Raw genomic sequence first — 14,886 nt, 5'->3', positions numbered from 1 at the left:
AAATGAATTTCATAAACCTAATATGACCGTTAAGTTGGCATTTGTCATATTTTCTGCAACGGTTTCACATTCTTCCATACTGCCTTGAAAACAAACCGCTTTGCCATTGGTATGGGCTTCCATGGCAATTTTTTTGGCATCTTTTTTGGTTTTGAAACAAAGTTTCATGAGACAATCTTCTACATAAGAAAATTCATGAATCGAGTCATTGAACAATATGACAAAGTAAGAGTATACAGAATCAAAATGGGTTTTTGTTTCTTCAAATATAGAAGGTTGGTTCTGTTCTGTCATGGAAACAATGAGTCGGAGTTCCCTCTCAGTTCACCAATATACTCCAAATAGGATTTCATTTTAAACTTCTTTTTTGTGGAATCGGAGGACATAAACCGAACATTTCCGAATACATTTCGTTCGGGAAACCAGGGCCTATCAAAAAGTCCAAAACACCACAAAATCCCAGTATAAGAATTCGGATTTCGTCCATCGTATGCATATTTGTTATTTAAATGTTCTAAAATTTGAAATGCTTCCTCATAAGTTTTTGTCCATTCGATTACTTTTTTTCCCCACAACATTCGCATATAGTTATGCATTCTTCCTGTTTTCACAAGTTCCGTTTGGGCAGCATTCCATAGTTCATCATGTGTGTTTGCAGATTCAAACTGTTCTAAGGTATAGAGATATTCTCTAGTATCGGATTTATGTTTTTTGAAATTGGACTTCACCCAATCTGGAAGATTTTCTAAATTAATATTGTTTGGTTTGTCTTTCCAAAAGAAAAGATAACCAATGTCTCGCCAGGTAATGAGTTCGTCTAAAAAGTGATTGGCGGAAGAGGATTCCGAATAAAAATGTTTGCGGTCTCCGGGCTTTTGGTGGCTCATTCGTTCAGGATTCCATTTTCCCTTAGATGTAACCTCTAATACTGAGTGAAAGATTTCTTCAATTCCAATATGACCAAAGTGAAGGTAGGGGGAAAGGCCACTTGTAGCAGTGATCTCAGGTCGGTTTGGTTCGGAGCGACCTGTTTCATAGGTTTGTAATTTTTTTGTGACAAAGGATTTTAGTATTTTTAATGCTTCGTTGCGACCACCTTTCACTCCTTTGGCGGGAGGGACTTCGTTTTTAAAATCAAAGGTCTGTAAAAATGAGTTTAAGTTTTTTGGGAGTCCAAATCCGGCAGGAGGTTTTGTGTTGCCATTCAATCCAAGTAGGTCTTCTTTTTTCCATTTTGGTTTTGTGAACTTCGGCATCCCTTTTAAAAATTCTTTATGAATCCAAATTCTTAGAATTCTTGCAGCACTAGCACTTCGATCAAAACGAGAGAAAGGAAGGATAGAATTACTATCCACAGCAATGAGTGGACAATTGATTTTTTTTGAAAGTTTCTCAATTTGTTTTGGGATAATAAAACAAGGAAAGTCATCGGTAATAATCGCGACTGCATCTTTGGCAATTTCTTTTAAGATTCCCCGTGCGGGATTTGTTTTGGATTCTACAAAGGGCCAGTAGTTGACTCCTAGTTCGTCTGCCCTTGTTTGGTTGTCATACATCCCTTCCAAAATAAATTTATGGAGCCTTTCTGAATTCCAGGGATAGTCGCAGCGTAATCCCTCATACACAATGAGTTCTTTGTTTTGTTTTTTTGCAAGTGAGGCCGCATAAGCAAAGGCATGATTTGAGTCGAACCGGCGGTAGGTTTGCATCCAATAAAGGATGTATTTGCCGCTAGAAAACATAGGTTTTTGATTACAAAGCCGGATTCGTTCCTCGTTCATCTCTATTAGAGGCCGGTTGTGTTCGTTCGGGCCGTGTTTTTTCTATAGTTCTCGGAGCAAATCGATTTCCTATATGCTTAAATAATATACTTTATGGTTTTAATTGAGGCAAATTGACGTAACATTATCATCTCTAGTGACGATATTTTTCTCCCATTTACCCAGAAATCTAAACAAAATGGAGGGTTTCTAGGCATTAATTCATTTTTTTTAATCCCTTTCTCCTTCAAATCCAATTCGGGTACCAATCTTGCACTGTTACTAAGCAAATAACATGGAAAGGAAACATGGCAATATGAAACAGTATTTCAAATCAATCGCCTTCCTGCTCCTGGTTGTTCCGATGTTCCTTTTTGCAGATGATGCTGCAACCGTCGCGAACCCGGCGCAAGAAACCGCAAATGCAATCAAAACTTTAACCGTTGGTTTAGACACCTTATGGGTGCTAGTCGCTGGTATGTTGGTATTCTTTATGAATGCCGGATTTGCTCTCGTTGAATCGGGATTCGCTCAATCGAAGAACACCGTGAACATCCTTGCTAAAAACTTTATTGTTTTTGCAGCAGCAACTTTCTCCTACTGGGCAATTGGTTGGGGTTTGATGTTTGGTGACGGATCTCCTTTTTTGGCAACCGAAGGTCTTTTTTTCTTAGGTGGTGCTGATAACTCACCTGCAATCGGTGATGCATACCAAGGTGTGTATTCTTCTATGAATTGGACTGGTGTTCCACTTCTTGCGAAATTTTTCTTCCAATTAGTTTTTGCAGCAACAGCAGCAACTATCGTGTCTGGAGCTGTGGCAGAACGAATTAAATTTCATTCCTTCCTTATCTTCTCCTTTATTCTAGTAGCGTTTCTATATCCATTCACAGGTCACTGGGTATGGGGTGGTGGCTGGATTGCAGGTCTTGGTTTTCATGACTTTGCAGGATCTACCGTAGTACACTCGGTAGGTGGTTGGGCAGCTCTTGCTGGTGCTATCGTTCTTGGAGCAAGAAAAGGAAAATTTTTACCAGACGGTAGAATTAAACCAATTCTTGGTCACAACATGACTTCCGCTGCTCTTGGAACGCTGATCCTCTGGCTCGGTTGGTTTGGATTTAACCCTGGTTCTACGATGGGTGTAGGTGATGGAAGTGTTATGGCACATGTAATTGTGACTACTAACATTTCTGCAGCTCTTGGAGCACTTGCGTCAACTGTTACTGCTTGGATCATCTTAAAAAAACCTGACCTTGGTATGATTCTTAACGGAACACTTGCCGGTCTTGTGGGTATCACTGCACCATGTGCGATTGTTAGCCCAACATCTGCTGCCATCATTGGTGCGGTTTCCGGAGTTCTCGTAGTATTGTCCGTTCTTTTCTTTGATAAAATCAAAATCGATGACCCGGTGGGTGCAACTTCTGTTCACTTAGTATGTGGTATCTGGGGAACATTAGCAGTTGCCATTTTTGGTTACGAAGGTTCTCCTGCTGGAGTAGAAGTCCCTTCTATTTTAACTCAAATTTACGGTATCCTTGCTATCGGTGGTTTCACATTCGCAATATCTTTCGTGTTGTGGTTTGTGTTGAAACTTGCAGGTGGAATCCGAGTGGGTGAAGAAGAAGAACTTAGTGGTTTGGATCTTGGGGAACACGGAGCAGAAGCTTACCCTGATTTCAATATCAGAGCTCGCGGTTAAGGGAATAGGAGTATAACATTATGAAAATGATCATTGCAATCATCCAACCACATAAGTTGGAAGAAGTTAAAGCAGAATTAACTAAAAACGAAATCTATCGTCTAACAGTTTCTGACGTCCAAGGTTACGGACAACAAAAAGGCAAAACAGAAGTATTTCGTGGACACGAATACACTGTCAATTTACTCAGAAAAGTTCGTTTAGAAATCGCGGTAAATGATGAATTCGTTAAACCAACCGTTGATGCCATTTTGAAAGCAGCAAAAAGTGGTGACGGTAAAATCGGAGACGGAAAGATTTTTATTTCTTCTCTCGAAGAAGTGATTCGAATCAGAACTGGCGAGAAAGGAAAAAGCGCCATTTAAGCTTCCTTTACTGAAAGGAAAAATCGGAAAACGTGCCGGGGAAAATTCCCTTGCACGTTTTTTATTTTTATAGTAACAATAGTTTGAGATGATTGTTGTCTTCTTTTAAAAACAATTCTAAATCAGCAAATTTGATCCTAACACCACCTCTGCGGTAACGATTTTCTTTCCTAAAATAAGGAATAGAATTTTGATTTAAGTTTACAGACTCAATGGTTGCATTATCTGATTCCACTGTATAGATAATAGTGAGGTTTTTATCTAGCAGTTGTAGGTCCAATTGTAATCCATCCAAATCTTTGGTTAGAGTGGGATCGAATTCGATTCCATCAGAAAAAACTTTGATTCCAAACAAACATTCATATACTAGTTTGATATAAATTCCAGGCCCGCTAGAATACACTCTCCAACCTCCCTCTAAAGGAACGTCACCGGTTAACAATTTTTTGTAATCTTTACTTGCTTCGTAACGATCCATAAAGACTGCGTCGGAACTCGAATAATAACAGTTAGATTGTCTCCTGTTCGCCGATGGGATTTTTTTTTGGATTCCGATAGGATTTACTAAATTCAGATGATAAAAGAATTCTTCTGATTTACCCAGATGAGCAAGTGCTTCGCAATAACGTAAATGAGCATGTGTGTACATCAGTCCAATTTCTCGGCCAAAGTAACTGGCAGTTTCTGCCCGTTTGAATTCTTTGTTATCCCCATCGGAATAAGGAACGGGGGAATCGAAAAGACGGATTCCGTCAGATCCCATAAGGGAATTCTTGATAAGGGTAAGATGGGTTTCTACTTCTTCTTTGTTTAAAACTTCCGACAAAATTCCGTAAATCATAGGAAGTACACTGTAACGGATCCCCGTTTTTGTATCTAATGGATGTAAGTAGAATTTTTGCGAACCGTCGTCTGAAAAGTACCTTAAACCAGCAAGAATTCCTCCTTCCATACAATGTTCTTTGATGTTTTGTTCCAATGTTGCCAGTTCGGTTTCGAAGTTTTTTTGTCTTTCGCTTTGGTTTGTTAGGTGAAATATCGTGATCAGTGCTTTATAGGTAATGGATTGTAATTCTGCCGTCCAAGTGCTTACTGCATGGGTCCGAAACTCATTTCGGACTGGTTGTAAGGAATCGTTCCAATCTCCATTTCCATAACTTGGAAGTTTGGTGGTGGGAATCAAACGATCGTTCATTAGAGATATCGTTTTGTCAATTGCCTGAAGAATGGTCCTTGGTTCGGGTCGGTGGGGGCCACTCGTTGTTTCCTTTAGAATGTCCATGTCATGGGTTCTTTCTAAATAGGTAGATAGAGCAAGGATGGGCCAATAAAGAATATCTCCATGGGAATCACTGGCTCGAATCTTTTGATCACGTGGGTAGAGCATAAACCATTGCGGCCAATCTCCATCTTCATTTTGTTCTTGGAATACATGGAGAAGTAAACTGCGACAAGACCCAAATTCTCCCATTGCGAGTAAAAATTCAAAAGCCCCTTGGCATACATCTCTTGTGCCCCATCCGCCACCGGAATATTGTTCGAGTCCTCTCGGATTCAAATAGTGGATGCGTGCATTTTGTTCGAACCAGGGAAGGATTTCCTTAATTTGTTGTAAGGATTGAAATTCTACCTCCTCGCTTTTTCCAAGTGTGGACAAAGAAAGAAAAGGCAACGTTCGCTTTTGGACTTGTGAGTTCGCTTTGTGGGAGGGTTCCAAATTCCCTTGAATTGCAAATTGCAAACTTGTGTTCACGGAAACTCGTGCCGTTACATAAGATTGGTTTTTTGATTTCCCATCGGGGAACAAAAATCGATCATCAGAGATTTCCCAAGTGTTTAAGGATTCGGATTCGATTTGGAATCCTTTGCCATCTAACCTTTGGTAGAGGGAAGATTCGGGATTTGGTTGGATTTGGATCTTTGTTTTGTTTGTAACTATAATTGGAGGTTCTTCTAAAGAACCGTTGTCGCCATCGAGTGCGATAGGAAAGGAGAGTAGGTAGTTTCTTGATTTCTTTTCTGTCGTTTTTAATTGGAAGTTGATTTTATGATCTTCAGTTGTTTCGACTTGAATGCGCAGGATTTCAGTTTCCCATTGGTAAATCCATTCCATCCGATGAGGATCCATGACCACTAGAGAAGGTGAATCTAGTAGTGCAAAACCAGACTCTTCTTCTCTAAAAATACGGAATCCATAGGAATTAAATAAACCAATATAACTATGGTTCCGTGATAGGTATTGATTGATGCTTGTATGGCCCTCTGTGAGTTGTGATAAAAAAATTCCTTTGTAATAACAGGTTGTGGTTAGCGAAGACTCGTCTGGAGTAGTTGGCAACCCAGTCCGAAGGATTTGTCCATGGGGCCTGAGGCAAAGGGATTCCTTTTCTTTTAATACAACATGAGTGGATTCCTCAGTGAAAAAAGATAAGATAGATCCAGTATCACTGAATTCGACCTCTCTCCAAGGATTCTGGAAATAAGATTTTAGATCAAAATTCGTTGCTGAATCACCTTCCTTCCGTTTGGCGGAAGTGAAAAGACTAGGAATTGGTTTGGAAAAGGATTTCTCCAATTTTTGGGTCTCGTTCCATCCCGTTCTGGTATTTTGAATGAATCCCTCTATGTCGTTGAATGATTTCAGGGATTCTAAATTAGAGAATAGAGACCCAAAAAAAGTAGAACTTTGTACATCTTGTGGTTTAAGAGTCAATGGTTCCATTTCTAATCCTAGTATAGAATGTTCACCTTGCCTTCGTTTGCCGAGGAATGGGTGGTATAAACCATTCGGAAATAAATCCAGGCCATCGGTAACATAAGACCTAATGCGTTCGGAACCAAATAAAAAACTGGCAGGATGGTTTCCTGATACCAATTCATTTTGTCTAGATAGGATTCCATAACCAAAATCTTTGGAAAAAATGGGTTCGTGATGGATGTAGTGGCAGACAAAATATTCATTCAGTCGTGAAGCAGAATATTCGCAAATACCTATATCTTGGACATAAATCAAATCACAAAGAACCGAGTGATCATTTTGGTTTGTGAGTTCGATTTTGTATCTCCAACTAGGTTGCTGAGGATGGAGTTCTAAAGATAAAGTATAATCAATTTTGTAGCACGTTCCTTGGGAAAGATAAGTCGACTCGAAAATTTGGAACTCAGAATTTGATTTTGGTCCGAGTAAAGGGAAAACTAAAAGTTCTTTTTTTGTATGAATCCTCAAATAAATATTACTCACACTAGGTTCCATCTCATTGCCGAGATACAAGTTTACGAGAAGTTCATGAAAACGAATGGAATGTACATTTCCATTGAATAAAAATTGAAATCTTAATCCGGATTGGTTTTGAATGGTTTGGATCATAAATTTGTTTGTGTTGGATGGAGTGGAGAAAGAGTCCATTTCCCAAAATGAGAAATGTTTAGATGGTAGTCGTATTCCAAAACAGTTTCTTCATCTTTTGCGATGACTACCGTGGTCACTCCCAGTCTGTGAAATAATTTTATGAGTTTTGAAATTTCAAATTTACCCAAACTAGACCCAGGCCTGTCGAGAATGAGAAATTTTGGTTTCACAAAAAGAATGCGGATTACTGCAATTTTGTATTTTTCAGCTAACGAAAGTTCTTCGTCCCATTCTTTTAAGGCTCTTAAGCCCCCAAACCTGCGCACCAAAGATTCAAGCCCCATATATTTTAGTTCCTTCAGAACCTCTGCATCCGATACTTCTAAATTCAAATAGGCAGGCACAATGATATTGCGAAGTCGTCCAGGCGGCAGGTAAGGTTGTTCGGGAAGAAAAAGGATCTCTTCCCAATTGGGTTTTGTGATCCTGCCTTCGGAGTGGTTACTGATGCCTACAATGGAACGAAATAAACTAAGTTTTACCGTCTCATCAAGGGAAGTGATAAGCCAACGTTCTTTTCTATGAATCTTCAGTTGAAGATTGTCGACAAGGAGTTTGGATTTGTCATTCGAATACAATGTGAAATTTTCGAAACCAATTTCATCGGTGGTGTAGTTAGATTCTCTTACTGTTTTAGATTCTGTTTCTGCATGTAACATAGCCGTATCCAGGGAATGTAAACGTTTGACAACGGCAGAAAATGCAGAGATGGATTGGAACTGCGTGACAATTAGAGAAAAAGCATTAAGTAAGGTGGTGAAAGCAAGAGCCGCTTGTGTAATCACACCAAATTCAATTTCTCCTCTCATATAACTTGGCGCTATGATGAGCATTGGAATGATTTGTATAAAATAATTATAACTATTGGTGAATAGGCTTAGTCTCAGGTTTACTGAAATGAGTTTTCTGAAGTTATTGACTAACTTCCGAAGTCTCGATTTCAACCGTACAGACATTCTTGCTTCCCTATGGGTGACGGCAATAGACTCTGCATGTTGGCGTATATGGAGTAGGTCAGCTCTGTAACTTGCTTCCATATCCAATTGATCATAGTTGATACGAATGAGTGATTTCCCAAGAAAGATAGTGGAGATAGTTCCGGCCACAGCATAAGCAACGGCTACAAGAAAAAGAATCGGGTTTATACTCCATAGAACTCCCGAAAAAGAAATTGCTGAAAATACTCCACCTATAAAGAGTAAGGTGAAAGAGATTGTAGTTGTGGTAAAGGCTTTGACATCATCTGTGATCCTCTGGTCGGGATTTTCAATTCCTGGTTTACCAATAATTTGGTGGTAAGTTCGTTCAGTTAGATAATTTTCTGTCAGTCGCCACGTGAGTTGTTCGCGCCAAAGGATACCAAGCCTTTCTTCCGCATACCGATAGACTGATCCAATGGCAGAAGAAATGATAAATACAAATGCATACAATAATGCGTTGGTATAAAATGCATTTGTATTTTTTTGTTCGATGGAAGAGATAAAGTCTCTTCCCACATAACTATTGATCACATTAAAAGCGTTAAACAAAATAACAAGTATTACCAGTGTGATCCCATAACGAATGGCTGTTGGTCCTTGTTTGGACTGGATGAGTTGCCGAATGATATTTGATAGCCGTAACCAGTTTTGGGATGGATTGGATTTTGATTTGGAAGGCATTGATACTTACCTAATTAAAAGGCATGGTTCCTTTCCCAAGGCAAGGTCATTTTAAGATTCAATGGTTTCTATGGTCAAATCCGTGATGACTTGGGTCCAAATGGCTTCTAAACTTGGGTTCCACTCCGAAGGAAGGTTTTCTCGGAGAGTTGAGAGAAGAATGGGAACCAGTTTTGGAAAATCTTTTTTAGCTATACCAAGGGATTGGTAAATGTCCGCAAGTTTTGAAACTTCTTTTTTTAAAGAGATGGGGTTTCCTAATTTTTCAATGATGGATTCGATGGAGTTTAGAAACTCGGCTTGCGAAATGGATGATTCTTTTTCTCCCTTAACTTGGTCCGACGTTGCATTTCCCATTGTAAAGTTTTTCAATTTGTCTATATAACTTTCGATCCAATGAGGATTGTATTCTAAAACATGATCAAAAGATTTTTGAATTTCTAAGATGGGATCCGATATCCTAAATCCAAGGACAGAGTAGGCTGTCATCTTTTCTGACTTACCCCGTAACCTCGTGATCACTTTTTTATTCACAGAAAGGGAAGAACCAACCAAATTGTAAATTTCATCTGAGACTAAAAACTGAGTGTTTGTTTTTTTATTCAATGCTTCGAGGCGGCTTGCTACATTCACTGTATCGCCAAGAACCGTTTGACTTTTGTATTCCGAATGTCCAATGTCTCCGTAAATCACATTCCCCGCATGAAGGCCAATGCGAATGTCAAAACTAAAATTAAACCTATCTTTCATTTCTAAATTGAATTTTTTAGTTGGTCAAACATACGAAGACAAGCTCGGATTGCAGAATGAATGGTCTCACGTTTTGCTTCTTTGAGACTTTCTTCGGTTGCCGTTTTTAGTTGGTCTTTGTTTTTGATTTGGAAAAAGGCTAAGATCCCATCTCCGATAAATTTATCGATTCCCCCTCCATTGTTTAGGATGGGTTCACTCATTTCTTGAAAAAAACGATTGAGAACAAAAACCACGTCATAAGGAAGACTTGCTTCGGTAAATGCAGTGAACCCTTTGATATCAAGAAAAAGAATTACCGCGTAACACTCTTCCCCTGTTTTTGAAGATTTGGATTCACTGGTTACTGTTTTTAAATCTTTATTGTCTTTGATGATCCGTCTGAGCGATACATCACCAAAAACTTCTGTTTGGCATGCGAGCCGAATTTCCGAAGGCCAACCTTTCCGATCTGCTAGGGTTTGTTCTCTGTCATTTCGATGACTCAGATGGTCTAGACCTTCTGTGATAAACACCCGGCAGGTTGTACATTTAGCATTTCCTCCGCAGAGGTGGTAGAGTGGGTAATCGTGTTTGAGGGCCGTCTCAAGAATCGTGGCTCCCGGTTTGTTTGTTTCTAAGGGAAAATTTTCTTTGTCTTCGAAGGTAACAATGGACATGGATCACCGCATTTTCTAGGTAATTGAAGACTCCATTGTTTCCGAGTCCAGGGCAAGTCAGAAAAGTAGGAAATATCCGAAAATTGACCTGATTTTTGTCAAAACATTTAAAAAACTAATTGCATTAGTTAAATAAACTAATATCATTAGTTTTATGAAAAAAATCTACCACAAACTCGGCCTCTTCTACCTAATTTTGTTTCCTTACCTTTTTGGGATGAATGGTTCACTGCTCGGATCTCCAATCACAACTTCTTATTTTCAGACAAAAGAAGGTAAAATTGCTTATTCGAAGACTGGTGATGGAAAACGAAACCTGATCCTACTGCCTGGAATTGGTGACAGAAAAGAAAGTTACTTTGAATTGAGTTTGCTTTTAGCAAAAGAAAATTCTGTTTATAGTTTTGATTTACGGGGGCTTGGAGAATCCGATGTTAGTTTTTCTTCCTATGGTCCCAAAGAAACTGCAGAAGACATTCTCACTTTTATTCGAGAGAAAGACTTACAAAACGTATATATCATTGCCAATTCGATGACGGCAGCATCGGCCGTGTACATTCGTTCTCTGGAAAAAAAGAGAGTTCTTGGCCTTGTTTTGTCAGGCCCCTTTGTTCGAGAGAAATCTCCTTTGTCTTTCGGGATGAAAACATTAATCCAACTGGCTTTTCGTGGTCCCTGGGGACCAGGAACTTGGGTTTCGTTTTATGAATCTCTATTTCCAGTGAATCCTCCAAAAGATTTAAAGGAACGTTCTGAAAAACTTAAAAATAATTTGTCGGAAGATGGCCGTATGGCGGCTGTTAGATCTATGTTACTGGCACCAAAAAAAGAATGTGAAGCTGCTTTAAATATAGTTTCGGGAAATGTAATCGTAGTGATGGGAACAAAAGATCCCGACTTTGATTCTCCCGAAGAAGAGGCCGAATGGATTGCCAAAACTCTCGGTGGTGAAAAACGAATGTATGAAGGTGCAGGGCATTATCCTTTTGTGGAAGATCCTACTCGGTTTCATTCCGACGTACAAAAGTTATGGCAAAAAAAATAAAACACAAACCGGGCCGTCCCAAAAAAGGCCAAACACAGATCACTCGTGATTTGGTTTTGGACAGAGCCTGGGATTTGATAACACAAGAGGGATGGAACGAATTTCGTTTAGCAAAACTTGCGGAAATTTTGGGAATTCGAACCCCCTCTCTTTACAACCATATCCAAGATATGGAGGAAATACGCCGTGAAATGAAACGCAGGTCCATGCAGTTGTTAGGGGACAGGCTGTATCTTAAAATTAAAAATCAAAATTCTGCCGAAAATCGAATTTCTGATTTTCTGAATGTTTACAGAAGTTTTGCGAAGACCCATCCAGAGTTTTATCCACTCACCATTGAATCCACCGAGTTCGATCCAGAACTAAAACCACTAGGAGATCGTTTTTTGGATCTCTGTCTGGAGGTCTTCCGGTTCCCGGTTTTGGACGAATCGGCAGTTCACAAGATTCGTATTTTACGTTCCCTTCTCCATGGGTTTATTGTCCTAGAAGAGGCGGGAGGATTTGGTCGCAAAGAATCGATCGAGGAAAGTTTTAAGAAAATAACAGAATCATTGGAATCCGGTAGACTCTGGTAAAACTTTACTTTTCGGGATAGGGTCAGTGCGAAAACTTGGGTATAGAATTATGGCAGCAATTACAATCACACTACCAGATGGAAGTTCCAAAGAACTAGAATCCGGTAAATCCTTTTCTGATTTCATCCAAGCCCAACTGCCTTTCTTGAAAGAGAAAGCTCTTGCCGTTGTTTTATCCGATGGTCGCACTGTTGACCTTTCTTTTGTCCCAGAGGCAAACACCACGGTAAAATTTCTCACCTTTGATGATCCGGAAGGAAAAGAAGTTTTCCATCATTCTTCTGCCCATTTACTCGGTATGGCGGCACAACGCCTTTGGCCAGAGGCACGCCTAACGGTAGGCCCAGTGATCGATAACGGTCCTGGTTTTTTCTTTTATGATATCGACTTTGGGGATACTGTTTTAACACAAGAAGACCTTCCCAAAATCGAAGCCGAAATGGCAAAGATAGTTAAGGAAGACCTCGTTGTCAAAAGATGGGAACTTTCTAAAGAAGAAGCCATAAAAAAATTCCAAAATGAAAACGAACCATATAAAGTAGAACTCATCCAAGGTTTCGATTCCGCATCGGTTTCATTATATGGACAAGGCGAATGGTATGACCTTTGCCGTGGACCTCACGTGGCAAGAACTGGCCAACTCAAGGCTTTCAAACTCACTGCCATCTCCGGCGCTTACTGGAAAGGGGATTCCAAAAACAAACAACTCACTCGTATTTATGGTGTGTCTTTTCCCACCAAAAAGCAGTTAGACGAATATATCTTTCTTATCGAAGAGGCTAAAAAAAGAGACCATAGAAAACTCGGGAAAGAACTCGATCTTTTTAGTTTTCAAGACGAAGCTCCTGGATTTCCTTTTTGGCATCCCAAGGGAACTGTAATTTGGAACACTCTTGCTTCCTACATTCGAGAAGAATGTTTCAGGCGTGGGTATCAGGAAATTAAAACTCCGGCCATCTTAAATTCCAGCCTTTGGAAGAAGTCGGGCCACTGGGACAACTTTAAGGAAAACATGTATTTCACTGACATCGATGAAAGTGAATTTGCAGTCAAACCCATGAACTGTCCTGGATGTTGTTTGATATATAAATACCATATGCATTCTTACAGGGAACTTCCTCTAAGGTTTATGGAACTGGGAAATGTCCACAGACATGAAATGTCGGGAGTATTACATGGACTCTTTCGGGTACGTGCCTTCACCCAAGACGATGCCCATATCTATGCTCCCCTCGAAAAAGTAGAATCGGAAGTGGAAGACATCATCGACTTTACTTTTGATGTGTATAAAAAATTTGGATTTACCGAATTCAAAACCTTCATTGCCACAAGACCAGAAAAGTCTCAAGGGAGCGATGAAGATTGGAATCTCGCAACACAAGCGTTACATGATGCCTTAAAGAAAAAAGGAATCGAATACGGAATCAAAGAAGGGGACGGAGCTTTTTATGGCCCCAAAATTGAATTCAACATTAAGGATTCCCTCGGAAGACTTTGGCAATGCGGAACGGTTCAAATTGATTTTTCTATGCCGAGTCGCTTTGAACTCGACTTCACTGCCTCGGATGGAAAAAAACATGCACCTGTGATGATTCACAGAGCCATCTATGGATCTCTCGAAAGGTTCATTGGAATTCTTATCGAACACTTCGAAGGAAAGTTTCCACTCTGGCTCAACCCAACACAAATTCGTGTCTTAACTGTGGCAGAAATTCATAGTGATTATGCGAAAGAAGTATATCAGGATTTGGTAATGCAAGGTTTCCGAGTCGAACTAGATGTTCGTAACGAAAAGATCGGCAGTAAAATTAGGGATTCCATCCTAAAACGTAGCAGTTACACTTTGATTTTAGGTGATAAAGAAAAAGAAGCAGGTTCTATTTCCTTCCGACGTATGGGTGAAGAGAAAACAGAAACTGTTTCTCGTGATGGATTTATCACTCTTCTAAAGGGCGATCTTTAGATAAAGAAATTTCTTGACTAACACTTGGGGGAGAGTTACGCTCCCTTCAGTGTCCCCAAACCTGATCTTAACCAAACAGATTGATCCGGTCGCATACTACCTGGATCTTCCTATACATCCACCGTATGACGCGCGTGATGCGTTCGATGCTATCCCTATGCAACTTCTTCCCTTTGCGGAAGGATTGACTGTGGGTTGGAAGGTAAGCCCTATGCAGTTTGTGGATGGGCTTGGTCGGGACCTTAAGTTAGATTGCCCAAATATAGTCATCACTGGAGGACAAAACCAGGGTGATTCTCCTGTGGCTTTGTATGTAGTTGCTGCCTTTTATGATGCCAGAAACCGGCTTCTTTCTTGTCAATCAAGTGAACACATCATCCAACCTTGGGAGAGTTATGATGTTCCTGGACTGTGGAGTCGGTTTCCTTTTCCCATTACAGAAATTGCGCGGGCTTCCGTAAGTATCACTTCGTACGGTTGGGAAGATCCCCGACCGAAAGAGGCCGTAGTCCTCTCCAAACAAAAACCAAAAACAGAAACAAGGTATGATTGGGTGCGGGATGGCGGAGTTGTTGGATCCTATAATTTCCAAAAATGGAATCCCGGTCAGGGGGATCTTCTCTTTGCGAGTGAAACCCTCACCAAAGAAAATTGCCTACGAATTCGCTTAGAACGCAGGGAAAGTGAAGGATTGACCTACCTGGCTCTCATTCAGTCCCAATCCCCAAAACAACTGGTCAAAACCTTCGATAATTTGATTCAATATGCATTCTACAATGAAGCGGGCCAACTTTGTCACGGCGGCTCCTGTATGGGAATGGGAAATCATGGGGACTTAGTCTCTCTGATACCCATTTTACCCGAAATCTTAGAGTCTCCATCCTTGTATTTGGAACTTGTGGTTTGGGAAGGCCCTTCCGGATCGCTTTAACCCCAGATACCTAACATTTCACAAAGAAATGTACTTGCTCGCCTGGATTTTACGCCGAAA

12 protein-coding genes are annotated in these 14,886 nt (G+C 40.2%); 6 read left to right on the top strand and 6 right to left on the bottom strand.

The window, feature by feature from the left end; all coding sequences use genetic code 11:
- Nucleotides 1-9: 9 nt before the first annotated feature.
- Both LEP1GSC199_RS16625 and LEP1GSC199_RS16620 read right to left on the bottom strand, forming a co-directional pair.
- Nucleotides 10-294 carry an ATP-dependent Clp protease adaptor ClpS gene (locus tag LEP1GSC199_RS16625; RefSeq protein WP_002988032.1) on the bottom strand — a complete coding sequence of 95 codons (285 nt, stop codon included), beginning with the start codon at nucleotides 292-294 and terminating at the stop codon, nucleotides 10-12.
- A complete protein-coding gene (locus LEP1GSC199_RS16620; RefSeq protein WP_002988327.1) occupies nucleotides 291-1,781 on the bottom strand; it encodes a hypothetical protein in 1,491 nt (496 codons plus the stop codon). The genes LEP1GSC199_RS16625 and LEP1GSC199_RS16620 overlap by 4 nt, the downstream gene beginning before the upstream one ends.
- Nucleotides 1,782-2,076: 295 nt before the next feature.
- Here LEP1GSC199_RS16620 and LEP1GSC199_RS16615 point away from each other — a divergent pair, with 295 nt between their 5' ends.
- Together LEP1GSC199_RS16615 and LEP1GSC199_RS16610 are read left to right on the top strand one after the other, a co-directional pair.
- Nucleotides 2,077-3,465 carry an ammonium transporter gene (locus tag LEP1GSC199_RS16615; RefSeq protein WP_002988018.1) on the top strand — a complete coding sequence of 463 codons (1,389 nt, stop codon included), beginning with the start codon at nucleotides 2,077-2,079 and terminating at the stop codon, nucleotides 3,463-3,465.
- Between the two features lie 20 nt (nucleotides 3,466-3,485).
- On the top strand, nucleotides 3,486-3,830 hold the full coding sequence (locus LEP1GSC199_RS16610) for a P-II family nitrogen regulator (RefSeq protein WP_002988210.1): 345 nt from the start codon (nucleotides 3,486-3,488) through the stop codon (nucleotides 3,828-3,830).
- A gap of 67 nt (nucleotides 3,831-3,897) precedes the next feature.
- Here the strand turns inward: LEP1GSC199_RS16610 and LEP1GSC199_RS16605 are convergent, their stop codons facing one another.
- From LEP1GSC199_RS16605 to LEP1GSC199_RS22095, 4 genes are read right to left on the bottom strand one after another with little or no spacing between them, the layout of a single operon-like run.
- Nucleotides 3,898-7,236 (bottom strand): GH36-type glycosyl hydrolase domain-containing protein, encoded by a 3,339-nt coding sequence (locus LEP1GSC199_RS16605; RefSeq protein WP_232420817.1) that lies wholly within the window; start codon nucleotides 7,234-7,236, stop codon nucleotides 3,898-3,900.
- Entirely contained in the window at nucleotides 7,194-8,900 is a 1,707-nt protein-coding gene (locus LEP1GSC199_RS16600; RefSeq protein WP_002988338.1) for an ABC transporter ATP-binding protein/permease, read from the bottom strand. The genes LEP1GSC199_RS16605 and LEP1GSC199_RS16600 overlap by 43 nt, the downstream gene beginning before the upstream one ends.
- A 51-nt stretch (nucleotides 8,901-8,951) precedes the next feature.
- On the bottom strand, nucleotides 8,952-9,650 hold the full coding sequence (locus LEP1GSC199_RS22100) for an adenylate/guanylate cyclase domain-containing protein (protein ID WP_002988087.1): 699 nt from the start codon (nucleotides 9,648-9,650) through the stop codon (nucleotides 8,952-8,954).
- Nucleotides 9,651-9,652: 2 nt separating this feature from the next.
- On the bottom strand, nucleotides 9,653-10,309 hold the full coding sequence (locus tag LEP1GSC199_RS22095) for an adenylate/guanylate cyclase domain-containing protein (RefSeq protein ID WP_002988266.1): 657 nt from the start codon (nucleotides 10,307-10,309) through the stop codon (nucleotides 9,653-9,655).
- 154 nt (nucleotides 10,310-10,463) lie between these two features.
- Here LEP1GSC199_RS22095 and LEP1GSC199_RS16590 point away from each other — a divergent pair, with 154 nt between their 5' ends.
- Genes LEP1GSC199_RS16590 through LEP1GSC199_RS16575 form a run of 4 tightly spaced genes read left to right on the top strand, consistent with a single transcriptional unit; the run spans nucleotide 10,464 to nucleotide 14,826 of the window.
- The gene (locus LEP1GSC199_RS16590; protein WP_002988292.1) at nucleotides 10,464-11,354 is read left to right on the top strand and encodes an alpha/beta fold hydrolase; all 891 of its coding nucleotides are present in this window, start codon (nucleotides 10,464-10,466) and stop codon (nucleotides 11,352-11,354) included.
- Nucleotides 11,339-11,932 carry a TetR/AcrR family transcriptional regulator gene (locus LEP1GSC199_RS16585; protein ID WP_002988078.1) on the top strand — a complete coding sequence of 198 codons (594 nt, stop codon included), beginning with the start codon at nucleotides 11,339-11,341 and terminating at the stop codon, nucleotides 11,930-11,932. Before LEP1GSC199_RS16590 ends, LEP1GSC199_RS16585 begins: the two co-directional genes overlap by 16 nt.
- 49 nt (nucleotides 11,933-11,981) lie before the next feature.
- Nucleotides 11,982-13,895 (top strand): threonine--tRNA ligase, encoded by a 1,914-nt coding sequence (gene thrS / locus LEP1GSC199_RS16580; RefSeq protein ID WP_002988332.1) that lies wholly within the window; start codon nucleotides 11,982-11,984, stop codon nucleotides 13,893-13,895.
- Nucleotides 13,896-13,944: 49 nt separating this feature from the next.
- The gene (locus LEP1GSC199_RS16575; RefSeq protein ID WP_039927186.1) at nucleotides 13,945-14,826 is read left to right on the top strand and encodes a hypothetical protein; all 882 of its coding nucleotides are present in this window, start codon (nucleotides 13,945-13,947) and stop codon (nucleotides 14,824-14,826) included.
- The last annotated feature ends 60 nt before the right edge of the window (nucleotides 14,827-14,886 follow it).

Source organism: Leptospira vanthielii serovar Holland str. Waz Holland = ATCC 700522, assembly GCF_000332455.1.
GTDB lineage: Bacteria > Spirochaetota > Leptospiria > Leptospirales > Leptospiraceae > Leptospira_A > Leptospira_A vanthielii.
This window is presented reverse-complemented; position numbering and strand designations above follow the sequence as displayed.

Bases quoted from the DNA above. Each gene is read 5' to 3' on its own strand.
- LEP1GSC199_RS16620 (WP_002988327.1), bottom strand. From the start codon at position 1,781: ATGAACGAGGAACGAATCCGGCTTTGTAATCAAAAACCTATGTTTTCT.
- LEP1GSC199_RS16610 (WP_002988210.1), top strand. From the start codon at position 3,486: ATGAAAATGATCATTGCAATCATCCAACCACATAAGTTGGAAGAAGTT.
- LEP1GSC199_RS22100 (WP_002988087.1), bottom strand. From the start codon at position 9,650: ATGAAAGATAGGTTTAATTTTAGTTTTGACATTCGCATTGGCCTTCAT.
- LEP1GSC199_RS22095 (WP_002988266.1), bottom strand. From the start codon at position 10,309: ATGTCCATTGTTACCTTCGAAGACAAAGAAAATTTTCCCTTAGAAACA.
- LEP1GSC199_RS16600 (WP_002988338.1), bottom strand. From the start codon at position 8,900: ATGCCTTCCAAATCAAAATCCAATCCATCCCAAAACTGGTTACGGCTA.
- LEP1GSC199_RS16605 (WP_232420817.1), bottom strand. From the start codon at position 7,236: ATGGACTCTTTCTCCACTCCATCCAACACAAACAAATTTATGATCCAA.
- LEP1GSC199_RS16615 (WP_002988018.1), top strand. From the start codon at position 2,077: ATGAAACAGTATTTCAAATCAATCGCCTTCCTGCTCCTGGTTGTTCCG.
- thrS (WP_002988332.1), top strand. From the start codon at position 11,982: ATGGCAGCAATTACAATCACACTACCAGATGGAAGTTCCAAAGAACTA.
- LEP1GSC199_RS16625 (WP_002988032.1), bottom strand. From the start codon at position 294: ATGACAGAACAGAACCAACCTTCTATATTTGAAGAAACAAAAACCCAT.
- LEP1GSC199_RS16585 (WP_002988078.1), top strand. From the start codon at position 11,339: ATGGCAAAAAAAATAAAACACAAACCGGGCCGTCCCAAAAAAGGCCAA.
- LEP1GSC199_RS16590 (WP_002988292.1), top strand. From the start codon at position 10,464: ATGAAAAAAATCTACCACAAACTCGGCCTCTTCTACCTAATTTTGTTT.